Source organism: Rhizobium sp. EC-SD404 (assembly GCF_902498825.1).
In the GTDB taxonomy this organism is placed as follows: Bacteria; Pseudomonadota; Alphaproteobacteria; order Rhizobiales; family Rhizobiaceae; genus Georhizobium.
This window is the reverse complement of record NZ_LR701459.1, coordinates 3349180-3363485: the sequence shown is the minus strand read 5'-3', so window position 1 is coordinate 3363485 and position 14306 is coordinate 3349180. Positions and strand designations below refer to the sequence as shown.

At 63.2% G+C, this 14306-nt stretch carries 17 protein-coding genes; 6 read left to right on the top strand and 11 right to left on the bottom strand.

Annotated elements, in window-relative coordinates; translation table 11 throughout:
- Positions 1 to 303, bottom strand: a complete 303-nt coding sequence (gene rpmB, locus GC125_RS17035; protein WP_151986739.1) for a 50S ribosomal protein L28 — start codon at positions 301 to 303, stop codon at positions 1 to 3.
- A 282-nt stretch (positions 304 to 585) separates the two neighbouring features.
- Between rpmB and GC125_RS17030 the strand changes: the two genes are divergently transcribed.
- Together GC125_RS17030 and yddG are read left to right on the top strand one after the other, a co-directional pair.
- On the top strand, positions 586 to 1377 hold the full coding sequence (locus GC125_RS17030; RefSeq protein WP_151986738.1) for a DUF3108 domain-containing protein: 792 nt from the start codon (positions 586 to 588) through the stop codon (positions 1375 to 1377).
- A 69-nt stretch (positions 1378 to 1446) separates the two neighbouring features.
- Positions 1447 to 2328: an aromatic amino acid exporter YddG gene (gene yddG / locus GC125_RS17025; RefSeq protein ID WP_151986737.1), complete on the top strand. Its 882-nt coding sequence runs from the start codon at positions 1447 to 1449 to the stop codon at positions 2326 to 2328.
- Here the strand turns inward: yddG and GC125_RS17020 are convergent.
- The 3 genes from GC125_RS17020 to GC125_RS17010 all read right to left on the bottom strand — a co-directional run bounded on the left by GC125_RS17020 (position 2317) and on the right by GC125_RS17010 (position 4114).
- On the bottom strand, positions 2317 to 2799 hold the full coding sequence (locus GC125_RS17020) for a cupin domain-containing protein (RefSeq protein WP_151986736.1): 483 nt from the start codon (positions 2797 to 2799) through the stop codon (positions 2317 to 2319). The genes yddG and GC125_RS17020 overlap by 12 nt on opposite strands.
- On the bottom strand, positions 2799 to 3569 hold the full coding sequence (gene gloB / locus GC125_RS17015; protein WP_151986735.1) for a hydroxyacylglutathione hydrolase: 771 nt from the start codon (positions 3567 to 3569) through the stop codon (positions 2799 to 2801). Before gloB ends, GC125_RS17020 begins: the two co-directional genes overlap by 1 nt.
- A gap of 110 nt (positions 3570 to 3679) precedes the next feature.
- Complete coding sequence (locus tag GC125_RS17010) at positions 3680 to 4114, bottom strand: VOC family protein (RefSeq protein ID WP_151986734.1); 435 nt, start codon at positions 4112 to 4114, stop codon at positions 3680 to 3682.
- Positions 4115 to 4319: 205 nt separating this feature from the next.
- Here GC125_RS17010 and GC125_RS17005 point away from each other — a divergent pair, with 205 nt between their 5' ends.
- Positions 4320 to 5117, top strand: a complete 798-nt coding sequence (locus GC125_RS17005; RefSeq protein WP_151986733.1) for a class I SAM-dependent methyltransferase — start codon at positions 4320 to 4322, stop codon at positions 5115 to 5117.
- Here the strand turns inward: GC125_RS17005 and metW are convergent.
- Both metW and metX read right to left on the bottom strand, forming a co-directional pair.
- Positions 5053 to 5667 (bottom strand): methionine biosynthesis protein MetW, encoded by a 615-nt coding sequence (gene metW, locus GC125_RS17000; RefSeq protein WP_151986732.1) that lies wholly within the window; start codon positions 5665 to 5667, stop codon positions 5053 to 5055. The two genes, GC125_RS17005 and metW, sit on opposite strands and share 65 nt — an antisense overlap.
- On the bottom strand, positions 5664 to 6851 hold the full coding sequence (gene metX, locus GC125_RS16995) for a homoserine O-acetyltransferase MetX (RefSeq protein ID WP_151986731.1): 1188 nt from the start codon (positions 6849 to 6851) through the stop codon (positions 5664 to 5666). The genes metW and metX overlap by 4 nt, the downstream gene beginning before the upstream one ends.
- A gap of 169 nt (positions 6852 to 7020) precedes the next feature.
- Here metX and hisC point away from each other — a divergent pair, with 169 nt between their 5' ends.
- Positions 7021 to 8121, top strand: coding sequence for a histidinol-phosphate transaminase (hisC, locus tag GC125_RS16990; RefSeq protein ID WP_199864727.1), 1101 nt, complete (start codon positions 7021 to 7023; stop codon positions 8119 to 8121).
- A 45-nt stretch (positions 8122 to 8166) separates the two neighbouring features.
- Positions 8167 to 9111, top strand: a complete 945-nt coding sequence (locus tag GC125_RS16985; protein ID WP_502706069.1) for a prephenate/arogenate dehydrogenase family protein — start codon at positions 8167 to 8169, stop codon at positions 9109 to 9111.
- 31 nt (positions 9112 to 9142) lie between these two features.
- Here the strand turns inward: GC125_RS16985 and GC125_RS16980 are convergent, their stop codons facing one another.
- A complete protein-coding gene (locus GC125_RS16980; protein WP_199864623.1) occupies positions 9143 to 10147 on the bottom strand; it encodes a DUF2125 domain-containing protein in 1005 nt (334 codons plus the stop codon).
- A gap of 50 nt (positions 10148 to 10197) precedes the next feature.
- Between GC125_RS16980 and GC125_RS16975 the strand changes: the two genes are divergently transcribed.
- Entirely contained in the window at positions 10198 to 10776 is a 579-nt protein-coding gene (locus tag GC125_RS16975; protein WP_151986727.1) for a gamma-glutamylcyclotransferase, read from the top strand.
- On the opposite strand, the gene GC125_RS16970 is transcribed toward GC125_RS16975, so the two are convergent.
- From GC125_RS16970 to ftsE, 4 genes are all read right to left on the bottom strand, one after another.
- Positions 10701 to 11534 carry a lysophospholipid acyltransferase family protein gene (locus GC125_RS16970; RefSeq protein ID WP_151986726.1) on the bottom strand — a complete coding sequence of 278 codons (834 nt, stop codon included), beginning with the start codon at positions 11532 to 11534 and terminating at the stop codon, positions 10701 to 10703. The two genes, GC125_RS16975 and GC125_RS16970, sit on opposite strands and share 76 nt — an antisense overlap.
- A 92-nt stretch (positions 11535 to 11626) precedes the next feature.
- Entirely contained in the window at positions 11627 to 12412 is a 786-nt protein-coding gene (locus tag GC125_RS16965; protein WP_151986725.1) for a YdcF family protein, read from the bottom strand.
- 86 nt (positions 12413 to 12498) lie between these two features.
- A complete protein-coding gene (locus GC125_RS16960; protein ID WP_151986724.1) occupies positions 12499 to 13518 on the bottom strand; it encodes a cell division protein FtsX in 1020 nt (339 codons plus the stop codon).
- Positions 13511 to 14170, bottom strand: coding sequence for a cell division ATP-binding protein FtsE (gene ftsE, locus GC125_RS16955; RefSeq protein WP_151986723.1), 660 nt, complete (start codon positions 14168 to 14170; stop codon positions 13511 to 13513). The genes GC125_RS16960 and ftsE overlap by 8 nt, the downstream gene beginning before the upstream one ends.
- Between the last annotated feature and the right edge of the window lie 136 nt (positions 14171 to 14306).

Below are 14306 nucleotides of genomic sequence, written 5' to 3'. Positions count from 1 at the left end.
TTAGGCTGCCGCCGCAGTCTCGCCGACGTTCTTCTTGGCGATCTGGCGCTTCAGCAGGCGGGCGCGCATGGAAAGCTCGCCTTCCTTCGCCTTCAGCAGGAACGCGTCGAGGCCGCCGCGATGCTCGACCGAACGCAGCGCATGCGCGGAAACGCGCAGACGGTAGCTCTGGCCGAGCGCGTCGGAGATCAGCGTGACGCTGCAGAGATTGGGCAGAAAGCGGCGGCGCGTCTTGTTGTTCGCGTGGCTCACATTGTTGCCCGACTGGACGGCCTTGCCGGTCAATTCGCAACTGCGGGACATGGGTGCACCTTCATTCTTAATCGGTCTGAGTTCGTCGTCGGGCCTTCAAAGCGGATGCGTTGCCGGATTGCATACCCGCCGCACGTCGCCGCCCGTTATCGGAAAAGTCGCGGTTCTATAGTCAGCGAGCGCGCTGCCGTCAAGCGAAACGGCCAATTTGAGTGGCACATCGCACGCTTTCCGGAGACCCGCCCCAGACTTGCCCGGCCACGCCCACAAAATGATCGCTATTCGAACGCTATGAATGGACCGAGAAAGACTTGAGCACAAGGAGCAAAAGCCTTGAAAAGCCGTCATGTCGTCATCGCACCATGCGCCGTTGTGACAATCCTGCTTGGCGCCAACGTCGCCGCAGCCGACCCGTCCACCCACCGCGCCGACTATCGCGTGGCCTATATCGGCCTGCCGGTCGCGCGCGCCACCTTCACCACCGTCTTCGATGGCGATCGGTTCACCGTCGCCGGCGAGATGCAGTCGGCGGGCGTCGCCAACATCGTCGGCCGCACCACAGGCTCAACGACGGTTTCCGGCGTCAAGGCGGACGATCGCATGCAGGCCGAGCGCTATGTCGTTGCGTATTCTTCCGGTGACGACGAACAGCGCATGGAGGTCGATTTCGACAACGGTTCGGTCACCTCGGCGATCCTGACGCCGGAGAAGAAGCGCACGCGCGAGGACTGGGTACCCGTGCCGGAAAGCGACATGCGGGCCGTACTCGATCCGATCGCAGGCGTCATGATCCCGGAAGGAAGCAATGTCTGCGATCGCACATTGCCGATCTTCGATGGCGAAACGCGCTACGACATCCATCTCTACGACGCTGGCACGCAGCTTTTCCGGGCCGAAAGCTATGATGGCGTACCCTTCGAGGTCGAGGCGACGGTCTGTTCGGCCCGCGCCGAGCCGAAATCCGGCTACCACGCCAAGAACAGCTCCATCCAGTACATGCGCGAGATGAATGTCGAAGTCTGGTTCGCCCATAACCAAGAGGCTGGTATCTACGCGCCTGTCTATGCGCGCGTGCCAACGAAGCTCGGGCCGGTGACGATTACGGCGACCCATTTCGGTTCTTGACCCGTCGCGCCTTCCCCCGATAACGCTTGAGCCGTCGGCCCACAAATGTCGGGCTCAGGGGGCAGACAGGTGAAGGCACGGGCGACGGCGATCGGGTTCTCTGCGATCCTCATGTGGTCGCTGCTCGCACTCTTCACCGCCGCATCGGGCGAAGTGCCGCCTTTTCAGCTTTCTGCCATCTGTTTCACGATTGGTGGTTTGATCGGCATCGTTTTCCTTCTCCGCGATCCGAGGCGTTGGAAGGCCTTCAGGCAGCCATGGCCGGTCTGGGCGCTCGGTATCGGGGGCCTTTTCGGCTATCACTTTCTCTATTTCACGGCTTTGAGAAACGCCCCGGCGGTCGAGGCCGGCCTGATCGCCTATCTCTGGCCGCTTCTCATCGTCGTCGGCTCGGCAATGCTGCCCGGCGAGCGCCTCGGCTGGCATCACCTAGCGGGCTGTGCGGCCGGTCTTGCCGGCACAGTGCTGATCATCTCCAGGCAGGGCATCGCTTTCGAAGGAGGTTATCTTTTCGGCTACGCCATGGCGTTTCTGTGCGCCTTCACCTGGTCGGCCTATTCGCTGCTGTCGCGCCGCTTCGGCGTCGTGCCGACGGATGTGGTGACTGGCTTCTGCCTTGCGACCGCGGCACTCTCGGTGGTCTGCCATCTCGGCCTTGAGGAGACGGTCTGGCCGCAAACGACGCTGCAATGGCTGGCCGTCGTGGGGCTCGGCCTGATGCCGGTGGGCGGCGCGTTCTATGTCTGGGATTACGGCGTGAAGCACGGCGACATCCAGGTGCTCGGTGCCTCAAGCTATGCCGCGCCGCTCCTGTCGACGCTGATCCTGATCGCGGCGGGCTACGGCGAATTGACTTGGCGCATCGGGATCGCCTGCCTGCTCATCACGGGCGGTGCGGCCCTCGCGGCAAAGGACCTGATTACACGCAGGCGCCCTGCCTCAACCGCCTGAGGATGGACGGGGCGTCGGCCGCCAGTCCGGCTCCGCCATCTCGAACTGATCGAACACGAAGCCCGGTGCCACCGTGCAGCCGACCAGCGTGTATTCGCCGAGCGAGCAGGCGGTCTGCCACCAGCCTGCCGGCACAATGATCTGCGGACGCTGGCCCATCAGGATATCGGGACCGAGCCGATGGCTTTCCGCGTCGTGGCCGTTGGGCGACAGCGTGATGGAAAGCGGCGCACCGGCATAGAAGTGCCAGACCTCGGCTGCATCCTTGACCCGGTGCCATTCGGAACAATCGCCGGTTTCCAGGAGATAGTAGATCGCGGTCGAGTGGCCCCGTTCGCCGGACGCGCCATCGCGAAACGTCTCCGAATACCAGCCGCCTTCGGGATGGCGCTTCAGCGACAACGCCTCGATGATCTGGCGCGCGGTCGCGGGGTAGGGCGTCTCGGCCGGATCGAAGCCTTGCCCGAACATCAGAAGCGGTCTTTCCGCTGCCGAATTTCGGCGAAGACCTCCGTATCGCTGGCATTGTCCATACCGAGCGTGCGGCGAATTGCAGGATCGTGCGGGCGCAGGAACGGGTTCGTCGCCTTTTCACGGCCGATGGTGGTCGGTGCGGTCGGCTTGCCGTCCGCTCGAAGCGCCTCGATCTCCTTCAGGCGCTCGGCCAGTTCTGCATTGTCGGGGTCGACGGTAACGGCGAAACGCGCGTTGGAAAGCGTGTATTCATGGCCGCAATAGACGGCGGTGTCGTCGGGCAGCGCCATGAGCTTCTGCAGCGACGCCCACATATCCGCAGGGCTCCCCTCGAAAAGCCGTCCGCATCCGAGCACGAAAAGCGTATCGGCGGCAAAGAGCAGTCGATCCTCGGGGAAGTGATAGCAGACATGGCCCATCGTATGGCCGGGCGTCGCGATGACGTTGACGGGCCGGCCCGCGAAGGTGATCCGGTCGCCATCCTTCACGCTCTGGTCGATGCCCGGAATGCGATCCGCTTCGGCTTCGGGGCCGATGATCGTCGGCCCGAAACGCTGTTTCAGATTGATGTTGCCCTCGACATGATCGGCATGACGATGCGTCGTCAGAATATGCGTCAGCGCCCAGCCATGCTCGTTCAGCTTGATGCGGATCGGCTCTTCTTCCGGCGCATCGATCGAGGCCGTCTCGCCGCTTTCGGGATCGTGGACGAGAACCGCGAAATTGTCGTCGCGGCTCATGAACTGGTCGATGATCAAATGTGCCATGGGCCGTGTGTCCTCGCTTTGCTTGCCGTGAGACCCAATGTGACCATCGGGCCTGCGGGTTCAAGAGGGACAAACGGTCAGCAAGCGCTGAAGACTCGGACGTCGTTCGATCAGGCGGCGATCGCGGTCTTGCTCGGCTTCATCTCAAGTGCCTGGTAGATGTTCCAGAGATGGCCGAACGGATCGATGATCGAACTCGCGATCCCGCCATGGCTGGACATCGTCGGGCGCAGGCGAACGGTTGCGCCGGCGACCTCGGCCTTTTCGGTCACCGAGTGCACATTGTCGACGGCAAGCGTCATAAGGCACGTGGAGGTGCCAACGAAATCAGGCGACTTTGGGCCGCTCGGAATTTCATCGGCATCGCGACGCGGATTGGCGCCGGAAACACCGAACATCTGCTCGCCGATGCGCAGCTCGAAGGAAAAGGGCGTGCCGCTGCGCAGCCGGTGAACATGAATGATGGAAGCACCGAAGGCGCGGACATAGAACGCAGCCGCGATGTCTTCTTCGCCGTGTTTCACGATGAGAATCGGCTTGATCATGAGTGCGGGCTCCTTGGCCTCTGTTGATTCGTCGGTGTTCCCTTCCTGACCTTGATGAGCGCTCATTCGGCCGAAATGTGGCCGGGACCATGGTGAAGGCGAGGCCAGTTGAAGGCAGGCGCCGCCTTACAGATTGACGAAGATCATTGGGGGCCGCTGACACCCCGCCATTTCCCATGAAACACCGATGCGATAGGCTCGATCTATGAACGTCGATATCGTGGATCTGCGCCAGTTCTATCACGCTCGCCTGGGGTTGGCGGCCGAGCAGGCAATCGGCATGGCGCTGTCCGCCATCTGGCAACCGATCGCCAATGAGCGCCTGATGGGGCTGGGCTATGCGCTGCCCTATCTCGACCGGTTCCGCACCGACACCGAACGCAGCTTCGCGTTCATGACGGCGGGGCAGGGCGCAGTGAGCTGGCCGGCAGGAGAACCGTCCGCGGCCGCGCTCGTGTTCGACGAGGAACTGCCGCTGCCGGATGCCGCGCTCGATCGCATCCTCATGGTCCACTCGCTCGAATTCGCCGAAAACCCCCGGGAAACGCTGAAGGAAATGTGGCGCGTGCTGGCGCCCGCCGGCCGGTTGATCATCGTCGTGCCCAATCGTCGAGGCATCTGGGCCCGCTTCGACAACACGCCTTTCGGTGCGGGCAGACCCTATTCGCGCGGACAGCTGACGCGGCTTCTGCGCGAAACGAACTTCACGCCGGGCGCATCCGGCGAGGCGCTGTTCTTTCCGCCTTCCAAGCGACGCTCGATCCTAAGGCTGCGCAATCTGATGGAGCGGATCGGTCGAAAGGCCTGGCCGGTCTTTTCCGGTGTCATCGTCGTGGAAGCCCAGAAGCGGCTCTACCAGGGCCTGCCGGTCGCCACCCGCGCCTCGCGCCGCGTTTTCGTCCCAGTGCTCGCGCCACAAGGCGTGCGCGCCGGCCGGGTCACCGCCGTAGCAGAAACACCGCCTGCTGGCCGAAGAGGTTCCAGAGCGACCACGGCATGCTGACGGCGAGTTTCTGGCCAGCGCCGTTCAGGGCTTCGGCGCGATCGATCGTCGCGCCGACTTCCTTCGTCAGCGAAACGAAGTCGCGCATCGTACAGAAATGGATGTTGGGCGTGTCGTACCAGGAATAGGGCAGGTCACGCGTCACGGGCATGCGGCCCTGAAACATCAGCGAGGCGCGCACGCGCCAATAGCCGAAGTTCGGGAAAGACACGATTGCGTGGCGGCCTATGCGCAGCAGTTCGTCGAGCACGATCTTCGGATTGTGCGTCGCCTGGATGGTCTGCGACAGGATTACGTAGTCGAAGCTCTGGTCCGGGTAGTGGATGAGATCGTGGTCCGCATCGCCCTGGATGACGGAGAGTCCGCGCGCGACGCATTCGTTGACGCCTCGTTGCGAGAGCTCGATGCCGCGCCCGTCGATGTTGCGGCGCTCCTGCAGGATTTCCAGCAGGGTTCCGTCGCCAGAGCCGATGTCGAGGACGCGCGCGCCGTCGGCGACCAGGCTGGCGATGACCTCGAAATCGATCCGGTTCGTGGAATTGACCGTCATTGGGCAAGTCCCCGCGATTTTGCGGCGGACATGATGAAGCCGTTGATCGTCGCCGTCATGACCGGTTCGTCGAGAAGGAAGGCGTCGTGGCCCTTGTCGCTTTCCACCTCCACGAAAGACACGGAAGCGCCCGTGGCGTTGAGCGCATGCACGATCGCCCGGTTCTCGAAGGTGGGGAACAGCCAGTCGCTCGTGAAGGAAACGAGGCAGAAGCGCGTGCGCGTTCCGCGGAAGGCTTCGGCGAGCTGGCCCTCATGGTCGGCGGCGAGGTCGAAATAGTCCATCGCACGCGTCATGTAGAGATAGGAATTGGCGTCGAAGCGGTCGACGAAGGTCAGCCCCTGATGGCGCAGATAGCTTTCGATCTGAAAATCCGCATCGAAGCCGAAGCTCGGCACTTCGCGATCCTGCAGGTTTCGGCCGAACTTGCGGTGCAAAGCAGCCTCGGACAGATAGGTGACATGGGCCGCCATGCGCGCGACGGCGAGGCCCTTCGACGGGCGCGTGCCTTTTTCCAGATAGCGCCCGTGCTGCCATTCCGGATCGGCGATCACCGCCTGGCGGCCGACCTCGTGAAAAGCGATGTTCTGCGACGTATGCCGCGCGCCGGTCGCAAGCGCGATCGCCGTGAAGACGCGCTCCGGATAGCTCGATGCCCATTGCAGCACCTGCATGCCGCCCATCGAGCCGCCGATCACGGAGAACAGCTGGTCGATGCCGAAATGATCGACGAGCATCGCCTGCGCTCGCACCATGTCGCGGATGGTGATCACCGGAAGATCGAGCGCGAAAGGTTGTCCCGTCTCTGGATTGGGCGATGCGGGGCCCGTCGAGCCCATGCACCCGCCGATGACATTCGAGCAGATGACGAAGAAGCGGTCGGTATCGACCGGCTTGCCGGGGCCGATCAGATTTTCCCACCAGCCGGGCTTACCGGTCACCGGATTGGTGCTGGCACAATGCTGGTCGCCCGTCAGGGCGTGGCAGATCAGGATGGCATTCGACTTGTCGGCGTTCAGCGTGCCGTAGGTACGATAGGCGATCTGGAAGGGAGAAAGCAGCGTTCCGGCATCCAGCTGGAGCGGCTTGTCGGCGCCGAACCGCAGCACGTCGCTGGACGGATTGACGGCTTCCGAGCCGGCATTGGTCGTCAGACTTTCGAGCGGTTCGGTGGCCACGGTCATTCGTCCCAGATCTCTCATGCCGCCACGTCGCGCGGCGAGGTGAGGTAGGGTTGCGAACGGCCGGGTGTCAATCCCCGCGGCTCTTGGCGCTCTCGACTTTTGCGTGGCGGGAAGCTATGGCAGCCGGGTTTCCATCGCCCTCGAAGACCTGAGCGCCAGACCCATGACCATGCAATTTGCCAAGGATGCCCCGAACCCGAATCCCGGTGTGATGGACATCGCTGCCTATGTGCCGGGCAAGGAGAGCGCGCCGGGCGTGGCGAAGGTCTACAAGCTGTCGTCCAACGAGACGCCGCTCGGACCGAGCCCGAAGGTGCGCGAGGCGTTGGAAAACGTGCTGCAGCATTTGGAAATCTATCCGGACGGCTCGGCGACGAAGCTGCGCGATGCCATTGCAGAAGTTCACGGCCTGAACTCGGCCAACATCCTCTGCAGCAACGGCTCGGACGAACTGCTCTGCCTTCTCTGCCAAACCTATCTCGGTGCCGGCGACGAAGGCATTTTCACCGAGCACGGCTTCCTGGTCTACAAGATCCAGATCATGGCGGCGGGCGCGACGCCCGTGATCGCACCGGAAACGGGCCTCAAGGCCGATGTCGATGCGATCCTCGAACGCGTGACCGAACGCACCAAGATCGTGTTCCTGGCCAACCCCAACAATCCGACCGGCACATACATGCCGGCCGACGAGGTGCGCCGCCTGCATGCCGGGCTGCCACCGCACGTCGTTCTGGTTCTGGACGCCGCCTACGCGGAATATGTGCGCCGCAACGACTACGAGTCCGGCATCGAGCTCGTTTCGGCGAACCGCAATGTCGTGATGACGCGCACCTTCTCGAAAATTTATGGTCTGGCCGCGCTCCGCATCGGCTGGATGTATGCGCCGGCCCCCATCGTCGACGCGGTCAACCGCGTGCGTGGCCCGTTCAACGTCAATGCCGCGGCGATCGCCGCCGGTGCGGCGGCGATCCGCGACCGCGCCTTGGTCGATCGGGCCATCGCCCACAATGACGAGTGGCTGCGTCGCGTGAGCGATGCGCTGACCGAACTCGGCCTCGAGGTCACGCCTTCGGTCGGCAATTTCGTGCTCATCCATTTCCCGAAGGACGGCGCGCACACGGCGGAAGCGGCAGACGCCTATCTGACGGCGCGTGGTTATATTCTCAGGCGCGTCGCGGGCTACGGCCTCCCAGATGCGCTGCGTATGACCATCGGAAGCGCCGAAGCCAACGAAGGCGTGCTCAACGCCCTGAAAGAATTTCTGAGATAGCGTCTCGCCCGGCGCGCGCAAGCGTCACGCCGCGACGACGCGGAATTGAATGAGACAATGGAAGAGACAAAGTTCGAAAAAATCGCGCTGATCGGCATCGGCCTGATCGGCTCATCGCTGGCACGCATCATCCGCCGCAACGGCCTCGCCGGCCACATCGTGGTTGCGACGCGCTCGCCGGAGACCCTGCAGGAAGCACGAGACCTCGGTCTCGGCGACAGCTACACGACATCGAATGCCGAAGCGGTCGCCGACGCCGATCTCGTGATCGTTTCGGTTCCGGTCGGTTCGTCCGCCGCGGTGGCTCAAGACATTGCCGCCCACCTGAAGCCCGGCGCAATCGTCACGGATGTCGGCTCGACCAAGGCATCGGTCATCGAGCAGATGCGTCCGCATATGCCAGCCGGCGTCCACTTCATCCCCGGCCACCCGATTGCAGGCACCGAGCGTTCCGGTCCTTCGGCCGGCTTTCCGGAGCTGTTCGAAGGCCGCTGGTGTATCCTGACGCCGCTCGAAGACACCGATGGGGACGCGCTGGCGCGACTGACGCGTTTCTGGCAGGCCTGCGGGTCGACCGTCGAAGCCATGGACCCGGCCCATCACGACATGGTGCTCGCCATCGTGTCGCACCTGCCGCACATCATCGCCTACAACATCGTCGGCACGGCCGATGATCTGGAAGCCGTGACGAAGTCGGAAGTCATCAAATACTCGGCGTCCGGTTTCCGCGATTTCACGCGTCTTGCCGCATCCGACCCGACCATGTGGCGCGATGTCTGCCTGCACAATCGCGATGCGATCCTGGAAATGCTGTCGCGCTTTTCGGAAGATCTCGCGTCACTGCAGCGGGCGATCCGGTGGGGCGATGGCGACAAGCTGTTCGATCTCTTCAGCCGCACGCGTGCCGTGCGCCGATCGATCGTTGAGGCGGGCCAGGACGTGGATGCCGTGGATTTCGGCCGCCAGGCGACGCGTCTGCCGGGCGAATAGCGTTTCCAAAAACAGCGGAATTTCGAAAGGGTCAGATGGGCGGGATGCGGCCGATCGGAATGATGCCGAGGGCCACCCGCCCGTCGCTCACCTGAAGCGTCACGCTGACCGTGTCGCCGCCGCCTCCGAAGGCACGCAAAAAGCCGGTTGCTGTTTCGATCGTGCCTTCGGCACCCGGCATCTGCGCGGCGATCAGCGCCTGCCAATCCGACAGCCGCTCAATCCTGAGATCGAACGCACCGCTGATCAGGCCGTCCTCGGCGATCTCGAAGGGGCCGTTGAGCACCGCGCGCCCGCCACCGTCGATGGCTGCCGTCGCGTTGCTGAGAACACCGGACGTGCCACGCAATTCTTCCGCGGCCAGACGCCGGCCGGCCAGGAATCCCGCACCATCGCTGAAGATCGCCTCGGCCACGAAATCGAAGGACGGCAAGTTTGTGGGCGCGACAAGCCCGCCGAGACGCGCGCCTTCCAGCATGAATGCGAGTTCGAGATCCTCACCGTTACGCCGCGTGTGAAGCTGCAGCGTGTCGGCGGTGGCATCGATCGCGCCACCCTCGACCTGCGCCACGAGGGCGTTTCCCTGCAGCGATGCGCGCGACAGGCCAGACGTGCCGAAAACGGTGCTCGATTGCAGCGCCTGCCAGTCGAGCGCGAGGCTTTCCCCATTGGCGAGAACGGCGCGCACCGGCGCTTCGAGTTCCGACACCACGTGATTCGGCCGGTAGATCTGGGCGGCGGAGCGGAATGCGGCCGTCGTGACGTTCATATCGCCGCTGGTCGTATCCGAAGCGGTGATGCCATCGCAGAAGACGCCGAGACGGAACGGGTAGCCGCGCACGTCGAGATTGTCGCAGCTGAGCGAGACGCCGTCCTCCGAGAGGCTTGCGATCAAGCCTTCAACGCGCCCGGCAAGCTGGCCCGCGAGATAGTACCAGCCGGCCGAATAGACGCCCATTCCGACGACTGCGAAAACCGCGAGCAGAACGATCTTCGTGGATGGACGCATCCCGCGCTTGGCGCTTGACCTCTCCACACCTATCTCCAATTCTCGCGTGATTTCAAAAGGAAGCCTTCGGCGGCGATATGGACGAATTTTGGGTGTTTGGCTACGGCTCGCTGATGTGGCGACCGGGCTTCGACTTTATCGACGCAAGCCATGCGCGTCTCTTCGGCTATCACCGCGCACTCTGCGTGAAATCCCACGTGCATCGTGGAACGCCCGAGCGGCCGGGGCTCGTCCTCGGTCTCGATCGCGGCGGATCCTGCCGCGGGATCGCCTTTTCCGTGGCCGGCGAGAAGGCCGATCAGGTGCTCGACTATCTGCGCTCGCGCGAACTCGTGACCCATGTCTACAAGGAGCGTCGCGTGCCGATCGCGCTGCGCTCCGGCCGGCGCGTCCATGCGGTCGCCTATGTCGTCGACCGTGCACATGTTCAGTATGCGGGCGATCTCTCGTCCGGCGAGGCGGCGTCGATCGTCCGGGGCGCCGTCGGCCAGTCGGGGCCGAACGAGGATTACGTGATCAACACCGTGAACCACCTGCGGCAGATGCAGATTTCCGATCACTGGCTTGAGCAGGTTGCCCGTCAGGTCGCCGGCCCGGACGGTGGCACGGGTGGCAGCGACGACGGCGCACGCGCTCCGGACGTCAGCTCGAGATAGCGCTTGGCCGCGGTAGGCGGCAGCGGCAGATGCGGATTTGCCTCGATCGTTTCGACGAGCAGCCGGTCGCTTTCCGTTTCCATCACGTCGATCAGCTTTTGCAGGAACACGTCCGGATCGAGCCCCGGCGGGATCGGTGGCAGGATGCGCACCTTGAAATGGCCGGGAAAGCGCAGGAACTTGCGGCGCGGCCAGAAGAGCCCTGGATGCATGACGACGGGAACGACAGGTACGTTGATGCTGCCATAAAGGCGGGCGATCCCGTATTTGTAATCCGGCTCGGCACCAGGCGGCCGGCGCGTGCCTTCCGGGTAGATAATGAGTTGGCGGCCCTTGGCCATTTCCTCGCGAGTGCGATCAAGCACTGCGGCCATGACCTTGCCGCGTGCGCCACGATTGACGGGGATCATCCGCATCTTGCCGACATACCAGCCGAACAGCGGGATCCACATCAGCTCGCGCTTCAGAATGTAGACGGCGTCGCGCACCCATGGCAGCAACGCATAGGCGTCCCAGAACGATTGGTGCTTCGGCGCCAAGATGTAGCCGCCGTCGGGAATGTTTTCGAGACCCTCGATCGTAAAGCGTGTGCCGACGATCTTCTCCAGGAGCCAGTGGTTGGCCCTCACCCAATTCTTCGGCACCGACCAGGCGTTCTCGTGTGACGCCAGAAAGTAGTAGGGCGACAGCACGATCATGCGCAGGATGAGATTCAGATAGAAAGCGGTGTTGAAGAGAACGGAGCGCAGGACAATCATGCCGGGCGAGGGTCTTTCTCACGAGGACAGGCGACGAGGTTCATGGCCATCTACACCATGAGGTCGCCTGCGCCTACAAAAGATGCGCGATATCAGTGAGCGGCCGCTCCGGCGCTGACGATGCCGTCTTCCTCCGACAGGTCGGCGCCGGCTTGGTCGGTGCGCAGGCCGGTAGCGGTCTTGGTGCCGGCCGTTGCGCGTACCCAGGCCCACGCGTATTTGGCGTACTCGCCGATCATCACGCGCATCACTTCGGGCTTGAGGAGCCAGTCTTCGCCGCGCAGATCGGCCAGGGTCACTGGATAGACGTCGAATGCGGTCACGGGGTCGGCGCGGCGCAGTTCGAGAAGGCTGCGAGGCACATGGTAGTTGCTGGTGACGATGAGCACGCGCGAAAAGCCGTGGGCGGCAATCCAGCGAGCGGTTTCGTTGGCGTTGCCTATCGTGTCGATGGCGTCGTAGCCGATATCGACGCAGCAATCGAAAAGCTCGTCGGATCCTGCCGTCATGCTCTTCAGCGTCGCGCCGCTGGTGCGGGGATTGACGCCCGAGATCAGCATGCGTTTGCCGACGCCTTCATTGAAGAGCGAGACACCATGATCGATTCGCTGGGAGCCACCCGTCAGCACCACGATCGCGTCGGTTGTTTCGATCTGCTCGGGAGGTTGGAGCGCCGCGACCTGGTCGGCAAATTGCAGGAAACCGCCGATCGACAGCACGGAAACGGCCGCAAACACGAACAGGATCAGCGATACGAATCGCCGTGCCCATTTGTCCGCCCTGCCCCTTGCGCGAACCGGTGTCTCCTGAGGGTGGTCCCTTGGTGGCGCCGTATCGTGTGCGGGAGGCGTCGTCCCATTCGTCGACACTTCCACCATGATTACAGAATTATCCGCAGATTGGGGCGAGGGCTAGACGCGAAAGCGAAGTTTGACTCCGATCGTGCCGGAAAGCGCGCATGCTTCTATTCCATGCGCGATGGATCGGAGCGCACCACATCGATTTCACGGATCGTTCGGATGACCGTCAGGCGCGTCGTGAGCGCTGTCAGAAGCCCAATAACCGCAATGATGGCCAGAATGCCGAAATAGCCGCGAAATCCGATTCGGAAAGCCCCGAACAGCGCCGTGGCCTGATCGCTCTCCGGCGTGGCGGCGGCGAAGCCGGTCCAGATATTGGCCGCTGCAAAGGTCAGCGCTGCTGCGATACCGCCGGCCACGGCCCCCTTGATGCCGATAAGGAGGAAATGATTCTGGAATTGTCGGGCGACAAAAGGCGCTTCCGCTCCGACGAAATGCAGCACTTCGACGATATGCCTGTTTCCCGTGAGCGCGCCGCGCGTGGCGAAGATCACGGTCAGTACGGTTGCGGTGAAGACGAGACTCAGCACGAAGAGGCCGATGATGACGGTCGTCCGTGCCATGGCAACGAGCCGGTCGACCCAGGTGCGGTGATCGTCGAGGAAGGCTTCCGGCACCGTTTCGGCAAGGCGCGCGCGCATGGCTGCGAAATCGGGCGGATTGTTTTCGTCGATGGTCACGATCACGAGGCGCGGCACCGGCAACTCGTCGAGATCCGCATTTTCGCCAAGCCAAGGCTCCAGCAGACGAGCCGTTTCCGTGTCGCCGACGATCGACGCTGTGCTCGCGCCCGCGATCGATAGCGCCGTATCGCGCGCGCGTTCGAGCGCCGTCTGCATGTCGAGGCCGTCTTCCGGCTTGATCTGGATGGTGATCTCACGCGAAATCTGGCTTTGCCAGCTCGAAGCGGTATCGGAGACCATGGAAACGGCTCCGAGCGTCAGGCATGCGAGGAACGCCATGATCGCGATCACGACGGAGAGGGCACTGGCGGAAACATTGGCCGGCGGCACGATGGGCGCCATCGGGCGCACCTGAAGCTGCGGCTTCGGCTGCTGCTTTTCCTGCTCCGTGTCCGGCTTGGATAGCCGAGCCGGCGCTGGTTTGCGCGTGCGCTCAGTCATAGATGTCGAGCCGCCCTTCCGACAGAATCATGCGACGCGCGTCGACCTGCTCCATCAGCGAAAGGTCGTGGGTTGCGATGACGACGGCCGTACCGAGCCGGTTCAGTTCCATGAAGAGGCGCAGAAGCCGCAGGGCCATCGGCGGGTCGACGTTGCCGGTCGGCTCGTCGGCCAGCAGAAGCTGCGGCTGGTCGATGATCGCGCGCGCGATGGCGACGCGCTGCTTCTCGCCGCCCGACAGAACGGACGGCAGGACATTGATTCGGTCGCCGAGCCCGACCCAGTTCAAAAGCTCCAACACATCGCGCCGGTAGCTCGATTCCTCCTTGCCGCGCACCCTGAGCGGCAGGGCAACGTTCTCGAACGTCGTCAAATGATCGAGCAGGCGGAAGTCCTGGAAGACGATCCCGATTCGCCGACGCAAGAGGGGCAACTCGTCCCGGGGAATGGTTGCGATGTCCCGATTGAAGACATTGATCAGCCCGCGCGTGGGCTGCAGCGACATGAACAACAGGCGCAGCAACGTCGTCTTGCCGGCGCCCGAAGGCCCCGTCAGGAACTGGAACGACCGCTTCGGAATATCGAAGGTAAGGTCGCGCAGGATTTCCGGACCCATGCCGTAGCGTAGTCCGACATTTTCAAAGCGAATCAATGCCTGCTATCCTCAATCACGCCGGTTCAGGTGATGATTGCGTGTGCGGAGGGTTATCGCGATATGCGCTTCGCTGCAATTCGCATGACGTCGGCACGGATGTTAGGCAAAAGTTAACCAGTCTGCTTCACGATTT

Coding starts and splice junctions, on each gene's coding strand:
- rpmB (WP_151986739.1), bottom strand. CDS start 303: ATGTCCCGCAGTTGCGAATTGACCGGCAAGGCCGTCCAGTCGGGCAAC.
- GC125_RS17020 (WP_151986736.1), bottom strand. CDS start 2,799: ATGTTCGGGCAAGGCTTCGATCCGGCCGAGACGCCCTACCCCGCGACC.
- gloB (WP_151986735.1), bottom strand. CDS start 3,569: ATGGCACATTTGATCATCGACCAGTTCATGAGCCGCGACGACAATTTC.
- GC125_RS17010 (WP_151986734.1), bottom strand. CDS start 4,114: ATGATCAAGCCGATTCTCATCGTGAAACACGGCGAAGAAGACATCGCG.
- GC125_RS17005 (WP_151986733.1), top strand. CDS start 4,320: ATGAACGTCGATATCGTGGATCTGCGCCAGTTCTATCACGCTCGCCTG.
- metW (WP_151986732.1), bottom strand. CDS start 5,667: ATGACGGTCAATTCCACGAACCGGATCGATTTCGAGGTCATCGCCAGC.
- metX (WP_151986731.1), bottom strand. CDS start 6,851: ATGACCGTGGCCACCGAACCGCTCGAAAGTCTGACGACCAATGCCGGC.
- hisC (WP_199864727.1), top strand. CDS start 7,021: ATGCAATTTGCCAAGGATGCCCCGAACCCGAATCCCGGTGTGATGGAC.
- GC125_RS16975 (WP_151986727.1), top strand. CDS start 10,198: ATGGACGAATTTTGGGTGTTTGGCTACGGCTCGCTGATGTGGCGACCG.
- GC125_RS16970 (WP_151986726.1), bottom strand. CDS start 11,534: ATGATTGTCCTGCGCTCCGTTCTCTTCAACACCGCTTTCTATCTGAAT.
- GC125_RS16965 (WP_151986725.1), bottom strand. CDS start 12,412: ATGGTGGAAGTGTCGACGAATGGGACGACGCCTCCCGCACACGATACG.
- GC125_RS16960 (WP_151986724.1), bottom strand. CDS start 13,518: ATGACTGAGCGCACGCGCAAACCAGCGCCGGCTCGGCTATCCAAGCCG.